This window comes from Limnothrix sp. FACHB-1083 (genome assembly GCF_014696485.1).
Classification (GTDB): domain Bacteria; phylum Cyanobacteriota; class Cyanobacteriia; order CACIAM-69d; family CACIAM-69d; genus CACIAM-69d.
This window is the reverse complement of sequence record NZ_JACJQD010000001.1, coordinates 281,134-307,243: the sequence shown is the minus strand read 5'-3', so window position 1 is coordinate 307,243 and position 26,110 is coordinate 281,134. Positions and strand designations below refer to the sequence as shown.

Here is a 26,110-nt window from a genome sequence, read left to right as displayed (position 1 = left end):
CGTAATGGGAATTGATCTGCAATTTGCCGAGTCGATCGCCCCTTTCCTTGGGGCCCCGGTGCTTTTGTTGCACCACCGTGGAGAACAGGCTGAGATGTCTGTTCTGAAATCGCTAGCCGTTGATTAGCCCCCAAACATCAACCGTTTGATTGGATTTGATCGGGTTTGATTCGGACTAGATCGGATTTAGTCCCGTTGAATCCATGCTTCAAGGCCTAGCTGGCTTGGGGGTGATAGGGATGAGGATGAGGGTGGGGATATTGATGGTGATGTTGGCGCTGAAGTTGGGCCATGTGATGGAAGAGTTTCCAGCAATATTCTTCTGGCAAGCCGCAGGTAGTGGCTCCGCGCATCACGACGGTGAAATACCAATCATTGGGGGCCAGTTCGCGGGTCAATTTGTCCACAACCACGTAGGTGCGCACATCGCGGTAGGTTTGGCCCTGGCTGGTGACGGTGATGGTTTCGCGACGGTAGCCGCCTCGGGGCACATCTTCGCGATCGTCCAGTTGGTCGCTTAAGCGCCAGGGCAGGGCATAAAGAACCCCAAAAACGCGCGATCGGGCATCGGGAACCACATCCAACACGCCGCATTCTCGCCGGGGCGATCGCCAGTTAAACCCCAACCGATAACCCTCAAGCATGGCCGTGCCCACCAGGTAAGGATAAGCCGGCTCTCCGAGGGTGCGCTGCAAATCCACCGGGCACATGCAGGAGCCATAGGCAAAGTACAGAAACGTGGGTTCAGCGGGAGAACCGTTGGTCAGCGAGGCTTGGGGGGCGACGGGTGCGGCGATCGGGGCGGGGCGAGAGGGGTTCATCGGCAGACGGAGGTGGATGGGGAAACGTTGATCCGATTGTCACCGCTGGGGGCCGTTGGGTTACGGAGGATTAAGCATTCGATCGAACCCGAAGCGAAGGGGTCAGCAGCGAGCAAGATTGTGCCAGCATTGTGCTGGTTTGCATCCTAGCAAAACTGTTTACCGAAATACAACTAAAACTCGATCGAAAAACCGTAGATTCAACGGTAGATTCAGATTACGTTACCGAGTTCCGAAGCCCATGCGATCGATTGCCGAGATCAACGACAAAATCCGGAGTGGCCAAGTCACCGTTTGGACGGCCGAAGAACTGAAAGCCCAAGTGGCCACAATCGGCATCCAGGCGGCGGCCGCGCGGGTAGACGTGGTGGTGACCGGAACCTTTGAACCCATGGAGGCTTCTGGGGCCTTTCTGAACCTGGGGCAAACGGATCCACCGATCAAAATTCGCCGCTGCTGGCTCGATGGCGTGCCGGCCTATGCGGGCTTTGGGGCGGTGGATTTGTATTTGGGAGCCAGCCACCCGGTGGAATTTGCCGACGGAGAAGCGCCCGATGAAGGCCGCGATCGGGGCGGCGGCCATGTCATTGAAAGTTTGATCGCGGGGCATTCGGTGCAACTGCGGGCGATCGGGCATGTGACCGACTGCTATCCCCGAGGCTCCTTTGAAACCTCGATTTCCCGCGACACGATCAACCAGTTTTATCTCTACAACCCCCGCAATCTCTACCAAAACTTCATCGTGGGCGTGAATGGGGGCGATCGGCTGCTGAATACCTACCTGGGCCCCTTGCAACCCAACCTGGGCAATGCGGTCTATGTCAGCGGCGGGGCCTTGTCTCCCCTGCTGAACGATCCGGAACTGCGGCTGTTGGGCATTGGCAGCCGCATTTGGTTGGCCGGCAGCCAGGGCTACATTGCCTGGGAAGGAACTCAGCATTTTCCGCTGCAAAAGCGCCTCCCCAACCAAACCCCGATCGGCCCGGCGGCCACCCTGGCTTTGGTGGGAGATGCCAAACAAATGCAGGCCCAATGGGTGCGCGGTTGCTATTTCAAAGGCTATGGGCCGTCCCTGATGTTGGGGGTGGGTGTGCCGTTGCCAGTGGTGGACGAAGCGGTGGTGGCCCGTTGCGCCGTCAAAGATGAAGAGATTGTGGCCCCGATCGTGGATTTTTCGATTCCCCGACGAGTGCGGCCCACCTTTGGCCTGGTGAACTATGCCCAACTGAAGTCCGGTCGCATTGAAATTGACGGAAAACTCGTGCGCACAGCACCGCTCACTAGCTTGGCCCTGTCGCGCCAGGTGTCCGAGGCGCTGAAATTGGAAATTCAACAGGGGCGGTTTTTGCTGTCGGAAGCCGTGGCCCCGTTGCCGAGCGATCGCACCTTTATTCCGCAGGATCGCTGGGGACAAATTGGGATGGAATCGGAACCTTAGGGCGCAGGGGGCGTGATCGCCCAAGGCATCGCTCACCTAGGCGCGATCAAGCGTGTGGTGAGCCACCAAGGAGCGCAAAGCATCTTGATCGAACGGTTTGGTGATGTATTCCGTGGCTCCTGCCAGTTGCCCTTGAATGCGATCGAACGGGCGATCGTGGGAAGTCAACATAATCACCGGTAGCGCAGCAAACTGGGGCAAGCTGCGCAAAATTCGGCACAGCTCCAGCCCATTTAGATTCGGCATCGACACATCCAACAGCAGCAGATCGATTCGCTGGTGGTAGATCATCGACAGCGCCTCCACCGGATCCGCCGTCGTCACCACGTTGTACAAATCCTCTAACGTGCGGCGCACCAAGGTATGCACAATCAAGCTGTCGTCCACCGCCAGCACCGTGGGCTTTGTCATGCTCGATCGAGCCACAGAAACGACATCAGAGGAGCTGTTCATGACTGACCCCAGGATTGAGATGATCGATGCGGCAATTGATGGGGCAAATTCCCAAACGCCTTGTGCCTCACCCCTCGCAGGTTGGTTTCAGGTCGCTGGTTGAATCAGCCTGCCCAATCCTGCAAGAAATAGCACTCTCGTTTGATTAATCCATCAATTGCTACCTTAGCTGCCTTATTAGATGATTATTCCTAGATTCCTGATTTCTTTCACCCATGTGGCTAATCTCCCAAGGAGAAAGACAAGGACTTTCAAGACAATTTCAAGGCGATCGAGGGACTGAGACTAAAGCAGGGAACTAATTAAATTTTGGCATTTTCCGTTGCGCCCTGGTCAAAATTCTGTTCATAGGCATCAATTTTTGATGATTTGTCAAAGTTGATGATTGGCGCGCGGATTGCGACCCAGGCGCGATCGGTGCTGATCTTGCCCGCTGCGTCTCTCAGACCTCGACCCACGGCAACAGTAGCGCAATTTGAAAATAAGGAGTCTAGGTCTCTTACGCTTGTTGGCGGAGAGGGCAGCGGCAATGATTTGGCCCTTGTCAAAGGTCTTGCAGGGGAAATGGCGTGGTTTTGGGCTGGTTGGGGCGGAATGGGTAGCTCAGTGATTTTTTGAAGAAAAGATCAAAAAAATATGAAGGGAATTTGAATATTGTCTCTATTAATAACTGTAATTTATCCAAAATTCATTCAAAATTCATTCAAGATTGATCTGATATTTGTCCAGTATTTGTCCAGCATCTATCCAGCGTTTATTGAGTACTCCTCTGGTGTTCATGAACCATTGCTCGACTGCTGATTGATGACTCATGAACGGTTTGTCAACTATTCGTCAATTATTCGTTATTAATCCAGTAGCGATGAATGGGCGATCGGGGCGTTGGGGCATTGTTGATGGACCATGTTGATGAGCCATTGGTGATGGAGTAGGGCCTCGATCGTTCATGGGGCATCATCAGTTTATAGGGCATCTTGTGGGGCATTTTATGGGGCATCAGCAAGACCCTATCAAGATTGAAAGTCATCAAGGCCAACGTTGGGATTTTGGGAGCACTGATGATTCCAAAGGCAAATTTGCATCCTCTCAGGATTCTCTGAAGGGATGCAAAAGCAATTGGGGTGGTCAATTGCGATCGGGAAACAATTGCCGTGGAATCAGGTTTTGAACAATTATGAAGATCAAAAACTTAACCTGATTGGTCGAAGGAGTGATTGAGACCAGTAATGAAAATAGATTCAATTTCTGAAAGCTCTAATGGGCGATCGCCCGTGAAATCAAGACTTAGTGTCAAAATCAGCAAATTATCTGACGAGAATCAAGGGAAAGCGTGTTTATTTAAGGGTCGGAGAGTATTTACATAAATTTATGATCAAGGGTTTGCGTCCAATCTTTCGTGGATTTATCAATAAAACGCCACATTCACAGATCTAGTGAAAGATCCTGGGCTAAAATTGATAGCAAATACAGATTTTTTTAACAGTTTTGGGGAGAGATGCCGCAACTATCCTCCAGCAGCCAATTTTGGAAATTGTAATGGTTACTCAACTACCGTCCTACGCCATGCGGCGATCGCCTCATCGATCCCAAGCTGGGCCGCTGTTAGTTCATTCCCTCGGAACTTCAGCGGCACGTCTCAGAAATAGCTCCTCTTGGTCTGACGGTGCGATCGAGTCAACGAATCATTCAGCGAATCAACCAGTGGCCAATTCGGCTTCCCTGAATCAAGAGCTGGCCTTCAGCACGGATCCAGATTCAACGGCTCATTGGCTAGATAGCAGTTCCGAGGCGGACTGTCGATCGCTGCTGACGATGCTGAATGGGGTGGGGGCCATTTTGACCGGCACGGGGCCCCTGGAACGGCGACTGCAACGAACATTACGTTACTTAGCCCGTTACCTGGATCTAAAGGAAGCGGAACTGTGGTCTTACGATCGGGTGCAACATCGGTTCAAGTTGGCGGCCCTGTTTGTACGGGGACAGGGGCGAAATTTGGCAGTGCATTTTGATCGCTCCGTGTCGGAAGCGGAGGTGCGCAAGCTGGGGCGGCGGGGCAGTCGCTCCATGGGCAAGCTGGAACTGTCGCAGCTTTCACCCCAGGGGTTGGAGACCGGTTCCGAGGAGGCGGCATCCTCTGCCCAGGCTTTTTATTGGGGGGCTTATCCCCTGCGCATGGAGCGGCATCCCCTGGGGATGTTGTTGCTGTGGCGCGATCGCCCCTGGTCGTTGGCCATGCAAGAGGCGGTGGAACAGGTGGCGCGGTTGGTGGCGCTGGCGCTGGGCCATGACTTGGCTAAACAGGGCGATCGGCAAAAACCAGAGGTGCGGCTGCGACCTTGGCTCGAAAAAATCCGCTCATCCCTCGATTTGGATGCAATTTTGGCGGCGGCGGTGCGGGAGTTGCGTTTGGTGTTGCGGGTCGATCGCTGTGCTTATTTGTGGGCTTTGCGGGGCCCCAACGGAGCCATGCAGCTCACCGTTAGCCACCAGGACAGCCGCCAACCGGCCTTGGATGGGGCCTTCACCCGGGCGATCGCCCAAGGCCTGCCCTCCCTATTGATGCCAGCGGCGCTCGATCGGGCTGATCTGAGCACCACTTCCACCCTGCCCTGGACACAACTCACCCACCTGCTACACCATCCCGATCCTCAAGTGGCCCACTGGGCTGAGTCCGCCGGGATCAATGCCCTGTTGATTGTGCCTGTGCAGACGGCTTCTGGCCATTCCGGGGCGATCGCCTGCACCACCACTAGCCAGCGTCGTCAATGGTCGAGCGACGACTGCGAGGCCCTACGTTGGGCGGCCGATCGCCTGGCCGTCGCCATCAGCCAAGCGGAACTGTACGATCGCTCCCAGGCCGCTGTACGCGCCACCGAAACCCAATTTCACGAGCTAGAACGTACCCTTGAGGATTTGAAAAAAGCCCAAGCCCAACTGGTTCACTCCGAAAAAATGTCTAGCCTGGGCCAGTTGGCGGCCGGCATTGCCCACGAAATTAACAACCCCGTCAACTTCATCAGCGGCAACCTGGATTGGGCCAGCGATGCCCTCACGGAATTGATCGAACTGGTGCGCCTGTACCAACGCCACACCCATGACCATGATCCCGAAATCATGGCCCAGGCCGAGCAGATGGACTTGGAATTCGTGCTAGAAGATTTGCCAAAGGTCTTGCATTCCATGCGCCAAGGCACAGAACGAATTCAAGGCATTGTGGCTTCCATGCGCAATTTCTCGCGGCTCGATCGCGCGGAAGTTTCCTCCGTGGATTTGCATGAAGGCATCGACAGTACCTTGCTCATTTTGCATAGTCGCCTGGAGCGTAAAGGTCGGCAAAATCGGATTGAAGTGGTGCGCGATTATGGTGAGTTGCCCTTGGTGGAATGCCACAGCGGTCAGCTCAATCAAGTGTTTATGAACCTATTAAGCAACGCGATCGATGCGCTCGAAGACCGAGAAACCGATCCGCGTATTGTCATTCGCACCCAATTAATGGCAGCAAATCCGGCAGTAGATGGATCTGATCAGCCTTCAAAACCGGGCGTTGAAATCACGATTCAAGACAACGGCAGCGGAATTCCCTCAGAGGTCACTTCTCGAATTTTTGACCCATTTTTCACCACAAAACCTGTGGGCAAAGGCACAGGGTTGGGCCTATCTATCAGTTACCAAATTGTGGTTGATCGGCATGGGGGCAAAATTGCCTGTGAATCCCAACCCCACAAGGGCACAACCTTCCGACTGTGGCTCCCCCTAGCAGTGACCGATCGTAACCACTAAACTCAAGACAGCTCGTTGCATGAGTTACTCGTGAGGACAAGGGCTATTCCCTGTCTCTTTCTGTCAAGGTTATGCCCCCAGAGGTTATTGCGCTGCTCCATGAACTGGTTCCCATCATCTACGATCGCTATGGCCTCCGGCTGCGGGCTAGCGATCTCGAAGATTTGACCCAGTTTTTGCATAATCGTTGGCGAGCGGGCAGCCCCCAAACCTGGGCTACCTATCGTCAACTACTGTTGGATCGAAGTCCCTATGGCCAACAGGCTTGGCAACCCTTAATTAATGTCATCACCAATACGGAAAGCTATTTTTTCCGCGATCGGGGACAGTTTTCGCTCTTGCAACGGCAGATTTTGCCAGAGCTAATTCTGAGTCGGCAAGGAAGTCGGCGGCTTTGTTTGTGGAGTGCGGCCTGCGCTGGGGGCGAAGAACCCTATTCCTTGGCGATTGCTTTGCAGGGCATGTTGCCGGCCCACGAAAATTGGCAAATTCGCATTTTTGCCACGGATATTAATGAAGAAGCACTCGATCGGGCCCGATCGGGTCGTTTTCGATCGTGGTCATTCCGAGCCATTGATTCCACCACTTGGCAAACCTATTTCCGACCCCTGGCGGATGGCTGGCAAATTGACCCGGCGATTCAGCGATTGGTGACCTTTCAAAACTTCAATTTGGTGAATGATGAGTTGCCTTTAACTGATGTTGGCAAATTTGATCTAATTCTTTGTCGAAATGTTTTTATCTACTTTGCCACGGAGTCGATTACGCGAACCGTTGATCTGTTTGCCAAAGCCCTTGCTCCTGGAGGATATTTGCTCACGGGCCATGCGGAATTGTGCCATCAACCGCTGCAATCCTTTGCAACTCAAATTTATCCAGAATCGGTGATCTATCGTCGGCGATCGGGACAAGCAACCGCAACCCCTTTGCCTCCAATCAATGGCTTAACCCAACCTTACGCCGCTGCCAGCAATTTAGAAAATCCCTTGGGGAATCCCTTAGAAAACACGGCAGGGCTGAAAAATGGGATGGAAACGCTTCATCCGGCTCCGCTGATCAATGCTGATGCCCAAGCGATCGCGATTGAAACGGCGATCGCCAATCATCAGGAACGGCCCAATTATTCGCGATCGGATCATTTAAATGACTTAACTAATTCCAACCATTTAAATAATTCCCGATCGAGCAATCCCCGGCCCACCGACTCATCCCCCCATTCCCTTCAGCCGTCCTCCCCCAAAGTGCCGGTGGTTAAGCCCCTTTCCACACCCTATGCTGTTCCCAAAAATCAAACAGAACAGTTACACAATCGCATCAAGCAAAAATTGTTGCAACTGCTAAAGCACTATCCCAACAGCAGCGCCACACTCTATGCACTCGCTTGCCTGCACGCCAATTGGGGAGCCAGCCAAGAAGCCAACCAATATTGTCAGCAAGCCTTGGAAATTGAGCCGGAGTCAACGGAAATTTGCTGTCTGTTGGCGCGTATTTGGGAGGAACAAAACCAGCTCGATCAAGCCAAGCAATTTCTGCGGCGGGCGGTATATTTGGATCGCCATGCCCTGCCTCCCCGACTGGAATTAGCCAGCTTATATGAACGAATTGGGGATGCCACGGCGGCGCGTCGTCTCTATGCTTCGGCGTTGGAACTGTTGCAGGATTTTGCCCCCCATTGGCCGGTGTTTGACCATCACCATTTAACGGCGGGGGAGTTGAGCGATCGCCTCAAGGAACATCTGGCCGCGATCGGTGCTAACTGAACTCATTAGTGTTGCCCGTGGGATGTTCTGGGTTTTGATTGATTTTTCATTTACGGGCGACCCGTTGGTTGTCAATTGGTTGTCAATTGGTTGTCGATCAGTGGTTAATTAGTGATCCATTGGCGATCAATTAGTGGTCAATGAACTGGCAATCTGTTAGCCATTGGCTATTGATTGTGCAAAAAATATAGATTTCACACAAAAACATAAAGAAAACGCCAAAAATCCCAAAGATCGGAAAAATCGAAAGTAAACTCAAGTTAGTTCGTCAGGGCAACGATCGAACAAAAAGCCATGGCAGAGTCCCCGTGACTCAGGAATCCAAGGTAAAAAGCGAAAGGTAAAAGCGCAAAAGGTTTTTGTCAAATTTGTGTGATCCCCACAAACCAGGGATTGCAACAGATTTCTAAGCGGTTGTTTGAAAAGCTAAAGTTGCTACTCTGTACGCTTCAGTAATCGACGCAGACAAGGGGCTTAAGCCCCTTGCTCCCCACGATTGTTGGTGCTCGGCCCGGGCCAAAAAATACTTTTCAAACATCCTCGAAAAGAAAAATATGGCAAAAAGCCGCATATTTTGCCCGGTAACTTTGAGCTTTCGAGACTTCAAACTCACCCTAGTATTGTGGCGAGTCTGAGGTTGGTTTCTGGTGCGATCTCTTGGGGGCGATCGCTAGCGTGATGCTCGGGGCGATCGAGCGGGGCTGGCTGGTTCAGCAACATGGGCGGTGAAGGGGGCGGTGAAGGGTTTGTGGCGACTGAACAAAGCTATTTGATTGTGGATGTGATGCGAACCCTGTGCGGCTTGGAGGCCCAGTGGGTGGAGGAAACTTTGCCCTTGGTGGAGCTGAAGCCGATCGCGGGGTTGGGAGCCGGCTATTTGGGAGCGATCGACCGGCGGGGAAAACTATTGCCGGTGGTGGATTTGGCAGATTGCTTGGGCCTGGCTCGATCGCCCTATGGCCTCTCCGATGCGATTGTGGTGTTGCGATCGCCCCAGGGGGTGAGCTTGGGGCTGATTGTGAATGAGGCGGTGGATCTGCAAGGGGTGATGCTGGATCCAGATCCCAGCCTGTTGGTGGCGGAACTGTCAGCCCAGGCCCGCGAGATTGTGCGGGATGTGGTGCTTTTGGCCGGTCAGCCCATCGCCCTGATCAACAGTGAAAATCTGTTCACGGTGTTGCAACAGCCCGAATGGCACCAATCGCCCCTGGATTCTGCCACCGATCGCTGGCAAACCCTTTCCGTAATGGATCAGGCCCTGTTGCGGGCGCGGGCGGTGGAACTGGCGGAGGCCGATCGCGCCGACAGTGACCAAGGGGGGCAACCCTGGATCGTGGTGGAAATTGGTGGCGAACGCTTTGGCATTGATGCGGTGGCCGTGCGGGAGTTGGCGGAGTTGCCGGTGATTGTGCCCCTGCCTTGCTGTCCCAGCCACGTGCTGGGGAATGCGAATCTGCGGGGCGAGATTGTGACGGCCATTGATATCAGCCCCTGGTTAGGCCAAGAGCGCCGGCCCGCCGTCACCCGATCGCTGGTGGCGATCGTGCAGGTGGAGGACTTAACGGTGGGCTTGGCGATCGATCGGGCGATCGAAACCCAATGGGTCAGCACCCAGCGCTTAGCCCCCGTTCCCTTTAACGCCAGCACCGCTGAGCAACTGGCTCCCGTCAACGGCTCCCTAGATTCAGCAATCGTCAACCGAGAAAGCGCCTACATTCGGGGCATCCATGTGGATGGGGGCCAAGCCACCAGTTGGCTGGATGTGGCCACCCTGTTGCGCGATCCGAGCTTGGTGGTTAACGAAAGTCTTTAGGCAGGTCTTGAGGCCCACGGGGCGATCGGCCCCCAAGCTTCCGAATTTCCCCCAAGTTTATTTCCCCCAACTTTGCAGGATAAAACCATGAATTCCCCCCTCAAAAACGATAGCCACTGGCGACTGCGGTATCAAATCTCCTTGGGATATGCCATGCCGATCGCCCTGTCGATCATTGCCACCACCGTGGTTTTGAATAATGTGCAATCCGTGCGAGAGCAACAGGCGACTTTTAACCGAGTCACGCAAGTGGAAGAAAAAATCGGTCTGTTGGGGTTCAATGCCCAAACGGTTTCCCGGTCTACTCGAGGATACTTGCTCGATCAAAATCCCGTTTCCATTACTGCCTTTGAGCAGGCGCGTCGGAACGCTGACAAAGCCATGACCGATTTGGAAGCGATCGTTGTGGATGCTCGGCAGCGGGAAACCCTGGGCGAACTGAAACAGGATTTGGCGCAATTAATTTCCATCAACGAAAAACTATTGACCATTGCTCGCCAAAATCCGGCCGGGGCGATCGCGGAATGGAAGCGGGATGGGGGTCGCCAAGCCATTCAAAGTGTTGAGCGGTTGGTGGAAATTCTGCGCAGTCGGCAATCGGAATTGGTGGACAAAACCCTGAAGGATCAAAACGATGCCCTGACGGCCCTGTCGAATATTTCCCTGTTGACCACGGGGCTGGCGGTTTTGGGATCCACGGTGTTGGGGATTTGGATCGTGGTGGCGGTGAGTCGGCAAATGTTTGAAGTCAGCAGCAGCCTGGCAGCTTCATCCAGTGAAATTGCGGCCACGGTGGAACAGCAGGAACGCACTTCCAGCGCCCAAGCCGCCTCGGTGAATGAAACCACGGCCACGATGGATGAGCTGAGTGCTTCATCTCGGCAGTCGGCGGAACAGGCGGAGTCGGCGGCGGCGGCTTCCCAGCGGGTTTTGCATTTGGTGGAGGATGGCAACCGCACGGTGGGCCAAACCCTGGAGAGCATGACGGAAATGCGAATGCAAATGAATGCGATCGCCCAACAAATTTCCCAACTGAGCAGCCAGGCGGCCCAAATTGGCAGCATTACGCAGTTGGTGACGGATGTGGCCAATCAAACCAATATGTTGGCCCTGAATGCGGCGGTGGAGGCCGTGCGGGCCGGGGAACATGGCAAGGGTTTTTCGGTGGTGGCGGCGGAAATTCGCAAGCTGGCCGATCGCAGTAAGGAATCGGCCCAAAAGATTGATGGGTTGGTGACGGAAATTCAAGGGGCGATCGACACCACGGTCATGGCCACAGAAGAGGGCAGCAAGCGCGTGGAAACGGGCTTAACGGCCAGCCAGCAAACGGCGGGGGCCTTTGACGAGGTGGCCCGGGCGATCGATATGGTGGTGGTGAGTAACCAACAAATTTCGCTGAATATTCGCCAGCAGGCGATCGCCGTTGATCAAGTGGTGCAGGCCATGAACGCCTTGAACCAAGGGGCCAAGCAAACCGCCGAAGGCATTGCCCAAACCCGCATCGGCACTCGACGCTTGGAAGAGGCGGCCCGCGACCTGCAAGAGATGGTTTAGATTCCGGATGGGTAAAAGCTGATGGCAATCATTGACGATCGGGATCTGCGGGAACTCTATCGCTTGTCCAGTGGCGAGCATCTGCAAACCCTAGAAACGGGACTGCTGCGGTTTGAACAAAATCCCAGCGATCGCGATGACTTTGCGGAACTGTTGCGGGCGGCCCACACCCTGAAGGGAGACTCGCGAATGCTGGGGGTGAACCATGTGGAAAAACTGGTTCATCAGGTGGAGCATGTGCTGAAGCAGTTGCAGAGTCAGGAAATCAGCCTCACACCGCTGCTGGCAGAAATGCTCTACAACACTCTGGATGCGGTCAAGCAGTTGGTACAGGAGGCCACGGAGGAGCTGCCGAGTGAGCTGCCTTCTGCGATCGATCCGGTGCGGGTGTTGGCTCGGCTCATGCAGGCCAGCAGTGGGGTGGCTGAGTCGGAGTTGATGCCGCTGGAACCCAGTCCGCTCCCGATCGCCCAAACGGCCCCAGCGAGTCTTGAAGGAAACTCAGAGCTAATTCCAGAGCCAATTCCAGAGTCAATTCCAGACCCCCAATTAATTTCAGACTTAATTTCAGAACAGCCCAGCGAAACGGAAGCAATCCCCTCGACAACACCGCCAGCAGTTTCTAATTCGGTTCCAGCGCTTGGAGCCGATCGCCCCGCTTCTTCAGTCCCCACTTCCCCAGCCACCACATCGCCCCCACCGGCTCGATCGCTCGATCGGCCAACCAGTCCAGTTCATTCAATCCATTCAGTTAATCCCATCACGCCCACCAGCGCCGAGCCGTACCACATCGACACGATCCGCGTTGCCACCCGCCATTTAGATGGCCTGGTCGATCGGGTGGGTGAGTTGGCGGCCATTGAGCGACGACTATCCCACCAGTCGGCCTTGCTCGATGGGTTGGTGCGGCTGTGGGAAGAATTGCGCTTGCTCGATCGGGGGCAGCAGCGGATTAGTGATCACACCCTAGCCACCGATCGTCGTCGTAGCGATCAGCAACGGCATCAACTGCACGAAGAATTTCAACAGGCCCTCTATGGCTTGCGGGAACGAGTCCAAAACGCCAACCACCGCCTGGAGGCGATCACCGATGACCTGAAAGATCGCACCCGTTCCCTGCGGTTGTTGCCCTTGGCCACGGTGTTTCAACATTTTCCGCGCATGGTGCGTGACTTGGCCCAGCAGCAGGGCAAAGCCATCACCCTGGTGGTGGAAGGGGGCGAAACCACCGCCGACAAGCAGGTGATTGAGGCGCTGCGAGATCCCCTATTGCACCTGGTGCGCAATGCGATCGACCACGGCATTGAGTCGGCGGCTGAACGTCAAACAGCCGGTAAACCCGCCTGTGCCACCTTGCAATTGCGGGGTGCTCAACAGGGCGATCGGGTCTTGATTTCCCTCAGCGATGACGGCCGCGGCTTGGATCGTCAGGCAATTATCGCCACCGCCGTTCGTCAGCAGCTTTACAGTGCCGAAGAACTCGCCCACTGGCAGGATGAACAGATTTTTGAGCTGATTTTGTTGCCAGGATTTTCCACCCGACTGGAAGCCACCGAGCTATCGGGACGAGGCGTGGGCCTTGATGCGGTGCGGGTTTGTGCAGAACGGCTGAAGGGGCGGGTGATGGTGCAGTCCAAGCCGGGTCAGGGTTGCACCATCACCCTCACGGTGGGGACAACCCTGGCGGCCACCCAAGCCCTGTTGGTGATGACGCGCGATCGCACCTTGGCCATTCCTTTGGAATATGTTCACGAAACGCGCCTTGTGCCGGTCAGTCAAATCACTGCCTTGGAAGGTCGCCCCGTCATTTTGCTGGAAGGGGAACCGGTTTCCGCCACCGACTTGGGGGATTTGCTGGAGTTGCCGGGATTGCCGCCGGGGCCCGCGCCCGATCGAGTCGATGTCATTCCCCATGCCTGTGTGGTGTTGGTGATGGGGCGCGATCGCCTGGCCGTGTTTGTCGATCGGCTGATTGATGTGCAAGAAATTATGCTCAAGCCCCAGAGCAAACTGCTGGTGCGCGTGCGGAATGTGTCTGGGGTGACGATTTTGGGCAATGGAGACGTGTGCCCCGTGCTGCACCCGCCGGACTTGTTTGCCACCTTGGGCGGCCGCACCAGCCGCAACAGCAGCCTGAGCACGGCCGATTCCCTGAGCATGGCCCGGCCGCCAGCGATTTTGTTGGTGGAAGACTCGATCGCCACCCGTACCCAAGAAAAGCGAATTTTGGAAACCGCTGGCTACGATGTGGTGACCGCCACCGATGGGATGGATGCACTGCACAAGCTGCGATCGCGCACCTTTGACGCGATCGTCTCCGATATTCAAATGCCTCGTTTGGATGGGCTGGGGCTAACGGCGCGAATTCGTCAAATGCCCGAATACGACGACCTCCCGATCGTACTCGTATCCTCCCTGAATTCCGACGCAGACAAACGACGGGGCGCGGAAGCCGGAGCCAATGCCTACCTAACCAAGGATGCATTTAACCAAGCGGCGCTGCTGGGAATTTTGCGCGAACTGGCTCGATCGCCCTAGTTACTGGTTATGAATTACAGCCCTTACCTCGCTAAACGTGAATTCGGGATAAGCACAGTAGGGTGGGCACTGCCCACCTAATAATTGCTTCATGGCACTAATTGCTTCATGGCATCTGTGATTGGCGTACCAACTCTTCTCAGCAACCCCGAGGCATAAACGGCTAGACGTGATTGGTGAACGATTTAATGGCGTTCTAGCTCGTGACCGGCAACGGTTGACCCATGCCAACCCGGAAACTCAACAGCTTCCTCAATTACCCAATTGATCTAGCGATCGCGAGCTAGAACGTCCCCCCCTAATCGATCAACAACTCCTCATGAACAAGTCATGAACGAATTGTGATGCCTGTTTGCCCTAAAACTCCCTAGATAAGATTTCTTGAGCAAACACACCATGAAATGAAGCCAAAAAGCTGAGAGCGAAAGCGACTCAGAATTTCCCAAAGACTTGACGGATTCCTAGAGGCGTTAACCAATTCCCATCGAATGATCCATGCGATCGGGTGGATGCTGGCGGCGATCGGAAAGATTAGTCCCCTTTGGGTTCCTTGCCAACCACCAAGCGATTGGCAACGGTTTCGGGTTGAATCGCAGACAACACCACATGGCCCGAATCCGAAATAATCACAGCTCTCGTACGGCGACCATAGGTGGCATCAATGAGTTGGCCACGATCTTTTGCATCAGTAACTAGGCGACGAATCGGAGCCGAGTCAGGGCTGACAATGGCAATGATTCGGTTGGCCGCCACAATATTACCGAAACCAACATTAATTAGTTGAATGTCCATCGACAAATTCCTCAAAGAGAAAACCCGTGAAGGTTGATTGAGTGGTTGGTAGATAATGATTAGTCACTCCGGGGCAGAATCGATCCCAGCCCAATTAGGCAGGTTATGACCTGGTTGATCGCCGTTGTTGAGCACAGCAGGGCCATCTCAGGTAGCAACCGAATGAGCGGTTATACCTACTGAGTGTTATCTCAATGAACCAACCCAGAATGAATGGGTCTAAATCTCCTATTAGGAGGATTAGCCCCAGTTAATCAGGGTAGGGGATCGATCGGGAATCGATATCCCGAGGGGAAATTCAGTGTGCATCAGGACGATCTAGCACGAATGAACCAGGATAGATCGTCATGATGTATCACAACATCGATCAGGCGGGGCAGATTTGCGCGGACTGACTAACACACATGGAAAATTTAGCTCGAAAAATGAACATTCAGTCTATTTTCACAAAATTTCCCAGTAAGTTGATCAGTCTCTGTTCTCCAATAGTTGATTGAAGCGGTGAATTTGCCAAAAAACATGGTTCAACCGCTGTTGATCGTCTAAACCCATGGCGAGTTCCTGGGTAGTTCGCCAGCGGGTTTGATCGAGCCACAGCTCAAAAACTGCTCCGTGGGGGATGGAAATTTGCCATGTTCTTGGGGAGCCGAGGATCTCTGAGATTAGGTGTTGCAAGATCCAGTGATGGGTGATGATCCAAAGGCAGGGATCGGGATTTTGTGGCTCTGTTTCGGTGGGGTTTGTGTCAATAAATTGGCTAATTAGACCTTGTAAAAAGATCTGTGCGCGAGATCGCCCGGCTTCTAGGGTTTCTGATTGCGGAATTGGGATCCATTCCCAGGAATTTTCCAGTTTTTGGCAAAGTTCGGGATATTGTTGCCTGGCTTCGCTCCAGGTCAGCCCCTGAAAAATGCCGTTGTCAAATTCGCAAAGGTGGGTGTCGGTGATGATCGGCGGTCGGGGTCGATCGCCCGTGGCTGGGTGGGCCATGGCGGCCGATCGCGCCAGTTGGGCGGTTTCTTGGGCCCGTTGTTGGGGGCTGCTGTAAATGGTTTGGGGATGGGCCCCCTGTTGGGCCAGGGCCCGGCCGAGCGATCGCGCTTGGGTTTGGCCCCGATCGGTCAAGGGGTCGTCGGCTCGCCCCATCATCCGCCCCGCTGCATTCCCGATCGACTCCGTATGACGGATAAAAAAGAGTTTCAGCATCAATTAGAATTCGTGGCCCTTAGGAAGGGGTAGAACGCATTGGGCAAGCTCCTACAATAATTGGGGAGTTTGGAATTGGGGAGTCTGGCGATCGGGCCTTGGCTGTCCATGCCCAGATCCCTTCTCAACCGCCGCGTTCAAAACCAGAGCCGATGCTACTAAAGTCCACCACCCGCCATATCCGCATCTTCGCTGCCGAGTTGGTCAATGATGACATTGTGCCCAGCGAAACGAAGCTCACGATTGATATTGATCCTGATAATGAGTTTTTGTGGAGTCCGGAGGCGCTCCAGCAGGTCTACCGCAAGTTTGAAGAGTTGGTGGCCCAGTCGGCGGGTCAAGATTTGACGGAATATACCCTGCGGCGGATTGGGTCAGATTTGGAGCATTTTGTGCGATCGCTATTGCAAAATGGCACGATCGCCTACAACTTGGAAACCCGCGCGGTGAATTACAGCATGGGCTTGCCGCAGGTTTCGCCCTAGGGGAACTGGGCAGGGAGACCCATGGGCTTCAACCTCAGACCGAGAAAATCCGGGTAGGGGCGTACGGCCGTACGCCCCTACAGGGTTGACGGGTTTCGATCAACGTTGGTTGGGATAATTTTGAACAAGCTAACCGTTCAGTTGAAGCACATGGGGAAGACCCCGCCCCCACGGCCCTAAACAGCCAACTGCCGGAAAAAAGATTGCCGCCACTGGGCATCCCGCTTGCGATCGCACAAAAATTCCAGCACGCGAATGCCTCGGGCAGGCAGTTGGCTCAAGGAGTCGCAAAACTGCTGCCATTGGGTAATTTGCCGGTACTCAATGCCATAGCTCTCGCAGAGGCTGGCAAAGTTGACCGATTGCGGTGTGGCAAAAAACTCCTCAAAAGGGGGTTCAAACTGCGAAACGGGCAGCATTTCAAAGATGCCGCCGCCGTTGTTGTTAATCAGCAAAATGGTGAGGCTGCCTTGGAAGTGGCGACGGGCTAAGAAGCCGTTGGTGTCGTGCAACAGGGCCAAATCTCCGGTGAGCATCACGGCCGGTTGATGGTGTTGGGCAAGGCCGATCGCGGTGGAAAGGCTGCCATCGATGCCGTTGGCTCCCCGATTAAAAAAGGGCTGAATTTCCCGGTTGTTAATGCCCCAAAAATATTCCACATCCCGCACGGGCATACTGTTGCAAATGAAGATGGGGGTGCGATCGGGCAGTGTTTGCGGCAACAACCAGGCGATTTTGCTCTCCAGACGTTGGGGCTGTTCCGCCAGGGCCTGTTTCACGGTGATTTCCATGGCTCGATCGCCCGCTAGCCAAGTTTGCAAATAATCGGAGGGGGTCAAGTCCGGTTCCGGGGTTTCCCAGAGTTCGATCGCCCCCTGGATCGATCGTGTGCGGCCATGGAGGGGATCCAAGTTGCGATCGCCCGGATCTAGAACCCATTGGGGCGCGTCGGTTTCCATTAACCACAGGCGCAGGGTTTTGCTGATTGGTAAGCCCCCCAGCCGCAGCACCATCGTGGGTCGCAGTTGTTCCCGCTGGTGGGGATTACGCAACATCAAGTCGTAGTGGGCCACCAAGTGCTGATTCAGGGCCCCAAAATTCCGCAACGGCGAGAGGCCCTCCGCCAACACGGGCCAACCGAGCGATCGCGCCAAGCGGCCCACCGCTGCACAATAGGCCGCCGGATCCGCCGGTTGGGCCGGCCCCGCCACAATCAGCCCCCGTTCCGTTTGGCGGGCCCCTTGCCAAAACTCCTGCCAGGGCAACCGAGAAAAGGTAATCGGTCGGCGCACCGGCTGCAAATGCCCAAAGAATTCCTGATCATGCCAATTGGCCCGTAGCTGGGCCAGGGCATCGGCCACGGCCGGCTCCGGCAAAGGGGGCAACGGATCCCGCAAGGGAACATTCAGATGCACGGGGCCCGGCGCGGCGATCGCCCGTTGGGCCGCCTGGGCCAAGGTTTGGCGCAAATAAGCCAACAGGTCTAACCGAGGTTCCGGCAGGGCCAATTCTGCTTGCCAAACGGGATAAATCCCAAAGAGCTTGAGCTGATCGATCGCCTGGCCCGCCGCACAGTCGCGCAACTCTGGTGGGCGATCGGCCGTGAGCAACAACAGGGGCACACCACTTTCGCGAGCCTCAATCACCGCCGGGAAAAAGTTGGCTCCCGCCGTGCCCGATGTGCAAACCACCGCCACCGGCCGGTGCGATCGCCGGGCCGCCCCCAGGGCCCAAAACGCCCCCGATCGCTCATCCAAAATTGGAATCGCCGTCATTCGCGGATGGCTGGCCAGGGCGATCGTTAACGGGGTTGAGCGGGAGCCTGGGCAAATCACCACCTCCGTCACCCCCACCCGCACCAGCGTTTCCGCCAACACCGAAGCCCACAACGTATTGCGATTCGTGAAATCCATCCCCAAGATCAAACCCCTATCCAACCGCGCATGACCCGCGTGTTGACACTCCCCGCCCTAAAGAGACAGGGATTCTTGATTCTACGAGGTTGCTTGCCTTGGCAGGGTTTCCCCAACCAAAGTAGAGGCATCCTCTCCCCAAGCGTTGCACGGTTCAAGACCGTAGCTTCCGGTATGCCCTACCGTAGCCAATCCCCGACTGAGGATGTTTCTAGCTGCATTGTGGTCACGATTGAGGACAGCTCCGCACTGACAAATATGCGTCCTTGTTGACAGCCCTTTCTTGACAATCGCGCCACAGCTAGAGCATTCCTGGCTGGTGTAGTGAGGCAGGACGGCAACGGTAATTTTGCCAAACACTTTGCCAAAGTATTCCAGCCACACTCTGAACTGATACCAGGATGCATCGTTAATCGACTTGGCAAGGCAGTGATTCTGCACCATGTTTTCGATTCTCAAATCTTCGTAGACGATCAAGTCGTTAGACTGAACTACGCACCGTGCCAATTTCACAGCATGGTCTTTACGCTGCCTACTTATCTTGAGATGGCGCTTGCCTAAAATCACCCTCGCCTTGCGACGATTGCTTGACCCTTTAACCTTTCTGCTAACCCTCCTTTGAGCCTGTTTAATCCGTTGCTCTCCCCTGCGAAGAAAGCGCGGATTTTCCGCTCTGTCGCCATCCTGAGTGACGTAGAAATCGTTGAGTCCTACATCTAACCCAATCGCCTTACCAGAAGGCTGGACTACTTCAAAGCGTTCAACAGATACGGCAAATTGAACATAGTACCCATCTGCGCGTTTTACCAGTCTGACCCGCTTGATTTGGTTAGGTTGGTAAAAATGCAAATCACGAGTTCCCTTCAGTTTCAATCTGCCAATCTGCTTACCATCAGTGAACGTGATTGATTTACGATCCTCCGCTAGTTTCCACCCAGTCGTTTTGTATTCCACTGAGCGAACGTCTTTCTTAAATTGCGGAAAGCCTTTCTTGCCTGGGATCTGCTTTTTGCAGTTCTCATAAAACCGCGAGATCGCAGACCAAGTGCGTTCTGCCGATGCTTGACGAGCCATTGAGTTGAGTTCATTGGCAAACGGAAATTCTTTTGCCAGCACCGCACAGTACTTGTTGAGGTCGTATTTAGACAAGCCTTTATTGTCCATCCAATAGCGTAAGCACTTGTTTTGGATGAACTTGGCAGTCCTCAACGCCTCATCAATCGCGCTGAACTGAGCAGGCTTTCCGTAGACTTTGAACTCAAGAATTAGCATATTTGCATTATATCTTATGCTGACCTGCTTAGCATAAGAATGACGGGCGCTAAAGTACCCCTGTCGCCTTTTATCCTTGCTCTCAAGAGACAAGGTTTTCATGCTCCCGTGCGACCTGATAACCTTACTGCTGTCTAGGCTTTCTAGGTTATCTAGACCGCGCAGGTTCTTGGATCTCATTTCCCCTTGGATCTTGGATTTTGAATCTGGGATCTAGGGGTTGGTCTTGGGCTGCACAACCCTCGCCCCTTTCGTACACCTTCGGCATACCGCCATGAAACTGCTCGACTCACAGGGTCGCCTCCTTGGCAAACTCAGCATTTTAGACCTCGGTGCAGGCCTGGTTATCCTGCTTGTGCTGGTTGGGATCTTCTTGGTGCCCGGAACCGGCGGCTCCGTGGCCCAAGTGGGCGCAGTAAAACAAATGGTTGAAATTGACGCGGTGGCTCGGGGTCTTTCCATTCGGGATCCGCAAACCGTGATCCAAGAAATGACCAGTTCCGGCAAAACCAACGTGATTATTCGGAACCAACCCTACGGCAGCATCACCGTGAAATCGGTGCAAACCCTCACCCGCACCACCCTGGTTCCTCAACCCGATGGCACGGTGAAAGCCCTGCCGGATCCCCGCCCTGATTTATATAACAGTGACCTGTATTTGACCCTCAGCGGCGAGGCCACCATGACGGAAAATGGGCCCGTTCTGGGGAATAACAAGCTCAAAATTGGCATTCCCGTGGAATTAGAAGGAAAGGCCTATAACTTCAATGCCAGCGTGATTGATGTGCGGTTGCTGAAGAAATAGGACTGGTCTTTTGGTTTCTGCTAGTGCGGGTTCCCAGCAGAGGCGATCGCCCCCATGACCCCATAAAATTTCGCCCTATTACCCTATGAATATTCACCACGTCGCCAGTCAGCCTTTTTTAGATCAAAAGCCCGGCACTTCCGGCCTGCGGAAGCGCGTGCCCGTTTTTCAGCAGCGGCATTATTTAGAAAACTTTGTTCAATCCATCTTTGACAGCCTCGAAAATTTTGCCGGCCAAACCCTAGTCCTGGGTGGCGATGGGCGCTACTACAACCGCACCGCGATCCAAACAATCTTGAAAATGGCCGCGGCCAATGGGGTGGGGCGCGTGTTGGTGGGTCAGGGGGGAATTTTGTCCACTCCGGCGGCCTCCTGCGTGATCCGCAAAACCGAAGCCTTTGGCGGCATCATCCTCTCGGCCAGCCACAACCCCGGCGGCCCCGATGCGGACTTTGGCATTAAGTTCAACACGGCCAACGGCGGCCCGGCTCCCGAAAAGGTGACGGATGCGATTTATCACTGCACCAAAACCCTGGATGGCTATCGAATTCTGGAGGCGACGGATTTGGATCTCGATCGCCCCGGCACGAGCCAACTGGGTGACATGACCGTTGAGGTGATCGATTCCGTCAGCGACTACGCGGCTCTGATGCAGTCGTTATTTGACTTCGATCGCCTGCGGGATTGGTTCAAAACCGGCCGCGCCTGTGTGGATTCCATGCACGCCGTGACTGGCCCCTATGCCCAGGCAATTTTGCAAGGGCTGTTGGGTGCGCCGGCCGGCACGGTGATGAACGGTGTGCCCCTGGAGGACTTTGGCGGGGGGCATCCGGATCCCAACCTGGTTTATGCCCATGACTTGGTGGAAATTCTATTTGGCGACGGTGCGCCGGACTTTGGGGCCGCTTCCGATGGGGATGGCGATCGCAACATGATTTTGGGGCGTAACTTCTTCGTCACCCCCAGCGACAGCTTGGCCGTGTTGGCCGCCAACGCCACCCTCATTCCGGGTTATCGCGAAGGTTTGGCCGGTGTGGCGCGATCGATGCCCACCAGCGCCGCAGTCGATCGGGTGGCGGCCAAGCTGGGCATTGATTGCTATGAAACCCCCACCGGCTGGAAGTTCTTCGGTAATTTGCTGGATGCGGGCAAGGCCACCCTCTGCGGCGAAGAAAGCTTCGGCACGGGGTCGAACCATGTGCGCGAAAAAGACGGTCTTTGGGCGGTGCTGTTCTGGCTGAACTTGCTGGCGGTGCGTGGCCAGTCTGTGGAGGCGATCGTGCGGGAACATTGGCAAACCTACGGCCGCAACTACTACTCCCGCCATGACTATGAAGAGGTGGAGAGCGATCGGGCTAATACCCTGGTTGATAATCTGCGGGCCAAGCTGGGCGACCTGAAGGGCCAGAAATTCGGCTCCTACGAGGTGGACTACGCCGATGATTTTGCCTACACCGATCCTGTGGACGGCAGCCTCAGCCAAAAACAAGGGATTCGGATCGGGTTTACGGATGGCTCCCGGATTGTGTTCCGCCTGTCGGGCACGGGAACCCAAGGAGCCACGCTGCGGTTGTATTTGGAAAGCTACGAACCCGATTCCGCCAAGCATGATCAAGACACCCAAGTGGCCCTCGGGGATTTGATCGCGATTGCGGAGGAAGTGGCCCAAATCAAGTCCCTGACCGGGCGCGATCGCCCCACGGTGATCACCTAACGATCACTTGCTGCGATCTGATTGCTGCGATCTGATTGCTGATTAGACTTCTTGCGCGAATCAGCTAACAGCCCTCATCCCCCAACCCCTTCTCCCAAGGCGGGCGAAGGGGAGCCAGAAATCAGGAATAACGGCGATTTCGTTGTTGATTTTCAAGTCCCTCTCCCGACTTGGGAGAGGGATTTAGGGTGAGGGTCTGGATTAATGCAAGCGGCCTATTGAGGATGAGGCGAGTTCTGCACCCAGCGAGCGGCTTTCGTGGTCGCATTTTCACCGATCCTGGATCTGGGATCAGTTACCGGATGCTTGGCTGATCAACCCTGAGTTTTCCGGCTTGGCCTCGACAGCCTCGATCGAAACTCTCGATTGAATTGGTGAATTGGCTCATCAAGACCCGTTGAGCTTGTGTTGAACCTGTTTAGATGGGCGATACTGGATTTGAACCAGTGACCCCTTCCGTGTGAAGGAAGTGCGCTACCACTGTGCTAATCGCCCGCGCTCAGTGCGTTTCCGCCTTTGCAGAATCAAAGATTAGCATGGTGACCGCAATTGCTCAAGTCATTTGGCAAAATTTTTTGAACATTTTCTGAACTTCCATTGGGAACTTGTTTGCCAATGCTCGCGCATCAGCCGCGATCGGGCAGCGGTGCAGGAGCTGAAACACCCGATTTTTCGAGCGATCGGGCGTAATCATTTCCAGGGCCGCTCCAGTGGAACACCAATTCCACGGGCGATCGGGGGCGATCGAGCAAGGGCGATCGAGCGGGGCAATGCGATCGGCTGGTTGTAACCAAGGGCTGCATCCCCTTGCTTCCCACGATCCGGCAACGGCAGCATCAGGGTTTCAGGCGATTTGACGACCCCCCAAGCTGGTTGTAACGAAAAGCTTTGATTGTTTTTCGATTTTTGTAGTTTCCTATACGGGTGCTACAGCTAAAATAAATACCGGCTTTAGGTTGGTTGAGGCTGCTAGCGTGAACGCCACTTCGGTTCTTTTGGAAGATTTGCGCGCTGGCACAACCAGCAATCGCGCCCGTCGCTACGATCCCAAGGAAATTGCCCGATTTTACGGCCGGCGACCTTGGATTGGCATCTTGCGACTGTTGCAAATTGCTTGGTTCAGTGCTGCATTCGTGTTTGGCTGGTTGAGCGATCAATTGTGGGGCGAGCGGTCTGACCAAGTGGGCCAGCGAGCCGAGCAACTGCGTCAAATTTTGATCCACTTGGGCCCCACGTTCATCAAAGTTGGGCAAGCCCTGTCCACTCGGCCCGACCTGGTGCGGGTGGATTATTTGGCGGAACTCGAGAAACTTCAGGATCAGCTCCCGCCGTTTTCGACGGAACTGGCTTTCAGCATCATTGAAGCGGACTTGGATCGCCCCCTGCGGGACATCTTTCGCGAAATTTCCCCCGAACCGATCGCGGCGGCCAGCTTGGGACAGGTCTACCGCGCCAAGCTCTACAGCGGCGAGGACGTGGCCGTGAAAGTGCAGCGGCCGAATCTGCTGCCAACCTTGACCCTTGATTTGTATTTAATTCGCTGGTGCGCCAGTTGGGCCGCTCCCTGGTTGCCGCTCAATTTGGGCCATGATTTGACCCTGATTGTGGATGAATTTGGCAGCAAACTTTTTGAAGAAATTGATTACCAAAACGAAGGACGCAACGCCGAGCGATTTGGTGAAAATTTCCGTGATGATCCCACGGTCAAAGTACCGGTCATTTACTGGGACTACAGCAGCCATCGGGTGCTGACGTTGGAATGGATTGATGGCCTCAAGCTGACCAACACGGACTCGGTGCGGGAAGCGGGTCTCGATCGGGATTCTTTGATCGGAATTGGGGTCACTTCTGGTCTGCGACAGCTCCTAGAGTTTGGCTTTTTCCATGCGGATCCCCACCCGGGAAATCTGTTTGCCCTGCGCGATGGTCGAATGGCTTACATTGATTTTGGGATGATGGATCAGTTAAACGAATCCACCAAGGAAACGATCGTGGATTCGGTGGTGCATTTGTTGAACCGGAAGTATGAGGAATTGGCGGGGGATTTTGTGCGCCTCGGCTTCCTGGCTCCGAATACGAATATTCGTCCCATTATTCCGGCGTTGGAATCGGTTTTGGGCGAGGCGATCGGGCGGAATGTGGGTAGCTTCAACTTCAAAACCGTCACCGATCGGTTCTCGGAATTGATGTATGACTATCCGTTCCGAGTGCCGGCCAAATTTGCCTTGATTATTCGATCGCTCGTCACCCAAGAGGGCTTGGCCCTGAGTTTGAACCCCCAGTTCAAGATTCTGGAAATTGCCTATCCTTACGTGGCGCGACGGTTGTTGATGGGGGAATCGCCCCAACTGCGTCGCCGTCTGATTGAAGTGCTGTTTGAAGATGGCAAATTTCAATGGACGCGCCTGGAAAATATGCTGGCGATCGCCCGTTCAGATTCCGGGTTTGACCTGGTTCCTACCGCCGGTTTGGGATTGCGCTATTTGATGTCCGAAGAGGGGCAATTGCTGCGTCAACGGTTGTTGCTAGCCCTGGTGGAAGACGATCGCCTCCATGGGGCTGAATTGCAACGCCTGTGGGATTTGGTGAAGGATGATTTGGAACCCAGCCGCCTGATGCAAGTGGCGTTGGACACTGCTTGGGATGCGATCACTGAGTTTTCGCGCGATCGGGCTGCTCAATTGTTGCCCACTTGGGGCGCACCGGCTGCCGCCTTTAAAAGCTAGCCTGCAACCCATAGTTAATTGTGGTTAATGAACGCCAACTAATTCACGTCAACTAATCCACGCCAACCAATTAACGTCAACCAACGCAAACTGACGAAAACCAACGAAAACTTAACCAATTAGATCAGGGGCTTAAGCTATGGAACAAGGGGCTTAAGCCCCTTGTCTGTTATGGTTTCATCCGTTTTGGTTGCGCTGATCGTTGGAGCTACTAGCCTACTTTTGCTCGTTCAAGTTCACCGCATGGAGACCGCATTCTTTTTTGCCCGCATCTTCCCACCACCAACGACCTTCCCGCTCATGTTGGTTGGGCAATACGGGCCGGGTGCAAGGTTCACAACCAATGCTGATAAAGCCCTTTTCATGGAGTGCGTTATAGGGCACTTCGTAGGCGCGAATGTACATCCAAACATCGCTGGAAGCCCAATTAGCCAGCGGATTAAACTTCACCAATTGATGGTCGGGTGTGGAAAATCCACCATCCACTTGCACGATCGGGACACTATCCCGAGTGGCAGGATTTTGATCTTTCCGTTGACCCGTAATCCAAGCATCCAGAGTGGTTAATTTACGGCGCAGGGGGGCAACCTTACGGATGCCACAGCACTCTTTATGGCCATCTTCATAGAAGCTAAATAGCCCCTTGGCGTTCACCAATGCTTCCACGGCCGCTGCATCGGGAAACATCACATCGATCGAGATGTTGTAGCGTTGACGAACGCGATCGAGCAGTTGATAGGTTTCCGCATGTAACCGCCCCGTGTCCAGGGTAAAGACTTTAAAGGGCTTGCCCAATCGATGGGCCATATCAATCAAAACCACATCCTCAGCGCCGCTGAAGGAAATGGCCAGATTGTCATACAAACTCAGGGCCCGATCGAGAATTTTTTGGGGGCTTTCATTCTCTAATTCCTGAGCCAAACTGTTAATGTCAATGGCGGGGGCAGCTAAGGATGTCACGGTTGGTGTTCTCCCTTGGATCGTGATGAAAATTGAGCGCAATTGAGCGGGAAGCGAACGGCGAGGCAATCCCACCCCAA

At 54.5% G+C, this 26,110-nt stretch carries 18 protein-coding genes and 1 tRNA gene; 10 read left to right on the top strand and 9 right to left on the bottom strand.

The window, feature by feature from the left end; genetic code table 11:
* Positions 1-215: 215 nt before the first annotated feature.
* The gene (locus H6F46_RS01215; protein WP_190356049.1) at positions 216-821 is read right to left on the bottom strand and encodes a gamma-glutamylcyclotransferase; all 606 of its coding nucleotides are present in this window, start codon (positions 819-821) and stop codon (positions 216-218) included.
* Between the two features lie 241 nt (positions 822-1,062).
* On the opposite strand from H6F46_RS01215, the gene H6F46_RS01210 reads away from it, so the two are divergent.
* Positions 1,063-2,259: a homocysteine biosynthesis protein gene (locus H6F46_RS01210; protein ID WP_099532690.1), complete on the top strand. Its 1,197-nt coding sequence runs from the start codon at positions 1,063-1,065 to the stop codon at positions 2,257-2,259.
* 36 nt (positions 2,260-2,295) lie between these two features.
* On the opposite strand, the gene H6F46_RS01205 is transcribed toward H6F46_RS01210, so the two are convergent.
* Positions 2,296-2,712, bottom strand: a complete 417-nt coding sequence (locus H6F46_RS01205) for a response regulator (RefSeq protein ID WP_242026467.1) — start codon at positions 2,710-2,712, stop codon at positions 2,296-2,298.
* Between the two features lie 1,536 nt (positions 2,713-4,248).
* Here H6F46_RS01205 and H6F46_RS01200 point away from each other — a divergent pair.
* The 5 genes from H6F46_RS01200 to H6F46_RS01180 all read left to right on the top strand — a co-directional run bounded on the left by H6F46_RS01200 (position 4,249) and on the right by H6F46_RS01180 (position 14,157).
* Positions 4,249-6,492, top strand: coding sequence for an ATP-binding protein (locus tag H6F46_RS01200; protein ID WP_190356050.1), 2,244 nt, complete (start codon positions 4,249-4,251; stop codon positions 6,490-6,492).
* 71 nt (positions 6,493-6,563) lie between these two features.
* Complete coding sequence (locus tag H6F46_RS01195; RefSeq protein ID WP_099532695.1) at positions 6,564-8,252, top strand: protein-glutamate O-methyltransferase CheR; 1,689 nt, start codon at positions 6,564-6,566, stop codon at positions 8,250-8,252.
* Positions 8,253-8,970: 718 nt separating this feature from the next.
* Entirely contained in the window at positions 8,971-10,065 is a 1,095-nt protein-coding gene (locus H6F46_RS01190; RefSeq protein WP_190356051.1) for a chemotaxis protein CheW, read from the top strand.
* Between the two features lie 87 nt (positions 10,066-10,152).
* Positions 10,153-11,619: a methyl-accepting chemotaxis protein gene (locus H6F46_RS01185; RefSeq protein ID WP_190356052.1), complete on the top strand. Its 1,467-nt coding sequence runs from the start codon at positions 10,153-10,155 to the stop codon at positions 11,617-11,619.
* 21 nt (positions 11,620-11,640) lie between these two features.
* Positions 11,641-14,157, top strand: coding sequence for a hybrid sensor histidine kinase/response regulator (locus tag H6F46_RS01180; protein WP_190356053.1), 2,517 nt, complete (start codon positions 11,641-11,643; stop codon positions 14,155-14,157).
* Between the two features lie 531 nt (positions 14,158-14,688).
* Here the strand turns inward: H6F46_RS01180 and remA are convergent.
* Positions 14,689-14,949, bottom strand: coding sequence for an extracellular matrix/biofilm regulator RemA (gene remA, locus H6F46_RS01175; RefSeq protein ID WP_099532739.1), 261 nt, complete (start codon positions 14,947-14,949; stop codon positions 14,689-14,691).
* A gap of 468 nt (positions 14,950-15,417) precedes the next feature.
* Entirely contained in the window at positions 15,418-16,155 is a 738-nt protein-coding gene (locus H6F46_RS01170; protein ID WP_190356054.1) for a histidine phosphatase family protein, read from the bottom strand.
* A gap of 152 nt (positions 16,156-16,307) precedes the next feature.
* Between H6F46_RS01170 and H6F46_RS01165 the strand changes: the two genes are divergently transcribed.
* Positions 16,308-16,640 carry an NAD(P)H-quinone oxidoreductase subunit M gene (locus H6F46_RS01165; protein WP_190356055.1) on the top strand — a complete coding sequence of 111 codons (333 nt, stop codon included), beginning with the start codon at positions 16,308-16,310 and terminating at the stop codon, positions 16,638-16,640.
* A 176-nt stretch (positions 16,641-16,816) separates the two neighbouring features.
* On the opposite strand, the gene menD is transcribed toward H6F46_RS01165, so the two are convergent.
* Positions 16,817-18,553 (bottom strand): 2-succinyl-5-enolpyruvyl-6-hydroxy-3-cyclohexene-1-carboxylic-acid synthase, encoded by a 1,737-nt coding sequence (gene menD / locus H6F46_RS01160; RefSeq protein ID WP_199291318.1) that lies wholly within the window; start codon positions 18,551-18,553, stop codon positions 16,817-16,819.
* Between the two features lie 81 nt (positions 18,554-18,634).
* A complete protein-coding gene (locus tag H6F46_RS01155) occupies positions 18,635-19,825 on the bottom strand; it encodes an RNA-guided endonuclease TnpB family protein (protein ID WP_190404970.1) in 1,191 nt (396 codons plus the stop codon).
* A 274-nt stretch (positions 19,826-20,099) separates the two neighbouring features.
* Between H6F46_RS01155 and H6F46_RS01150 the strand changes: the two genes are divergently transcribed.
* Both H6F46_RS01150 and H6F46_RS01145 read left to right on the top strand, forming a co-directional pair.
* Positions 20,100-20,630 (top strand): DUF4330 domain-containing protein, encoded by a 531-nt coding sequence (locus tag H6F46_RS01150; RefSeq protein ID WP_099532700.1) that lies wholly within the window; start codon positions 20,100-20,102, stop codon positions 20,628-20,630.
* An 85-nt stretch (positions 20,631-20,715) separates the two neighbouring features.
* Positions 20,716-22,344 carry an alpha-D-glucose phosphate-specific phosphoglucomutase gene (locus H6F46_RS01145; RefSeq protein WP_190354832.1) on the top strand — a complete coding sequence of 543 codons (1,629 nt, stop codon included), beginning with the start codon at positions 20,716-20,718 and terminating at the stop codon, positions 22,342-22,344.
* Between the two features lie 423 nt (positions 22,345-22,767).
* Here H6F46_RS01145 and H6F46_RS01140 read toward each other — a convergent pair.
* A tRNA-Val gene (locus H6F46_RS01140) sits at positions 22,768-22,839 on the bottom strand.
* Positions 22,840-22,970: 131 nt separating this feature from the next.
* Complete coding sequence (locus H6F46_RS01135) at positions 22,971-23,138, bottom strand: hypothetical protein (protein WP_190354831.1); 168 nt, start codon at positions 23,136-23,138, stop codon at positions 22,971-22,973.
* Between the two features lie 210 nt (positions 23,139-23,348).
* Between H6F46_RS01135 and H6F46_RS01130 the strand changes: the two genes are divergently transcribed.
* Positions 23,349-25,070: an AarF/UbiB family protein gene (locus H6F46_RS01130; protein WP_190354848.1), complete on the top strand. Its 1,722-nt coding sequence runs from the start codon at positions 23,349-23,351 to the stop codon at positions 25,068-25,070.
* Positions 25,071-25,286: 216 nt separating this feature from the next.
* Here the strand turns inward: H6F46_RS01130 and H6F46_RS01125 are convergent, their stop codons facing one another.
* A complete protein-coding gene (locus H6F46_RS01125; RefSeq protein ID WP_347278314.1) occupies positions 25,287-26,030 on the bottom strand; it encodes a phosphoadenylyl-sulfate reductase in 744 nt (247 codons plus the stop codon).
* Positions 26,031-26,110 lie beyond the last annotated feature (80 nt).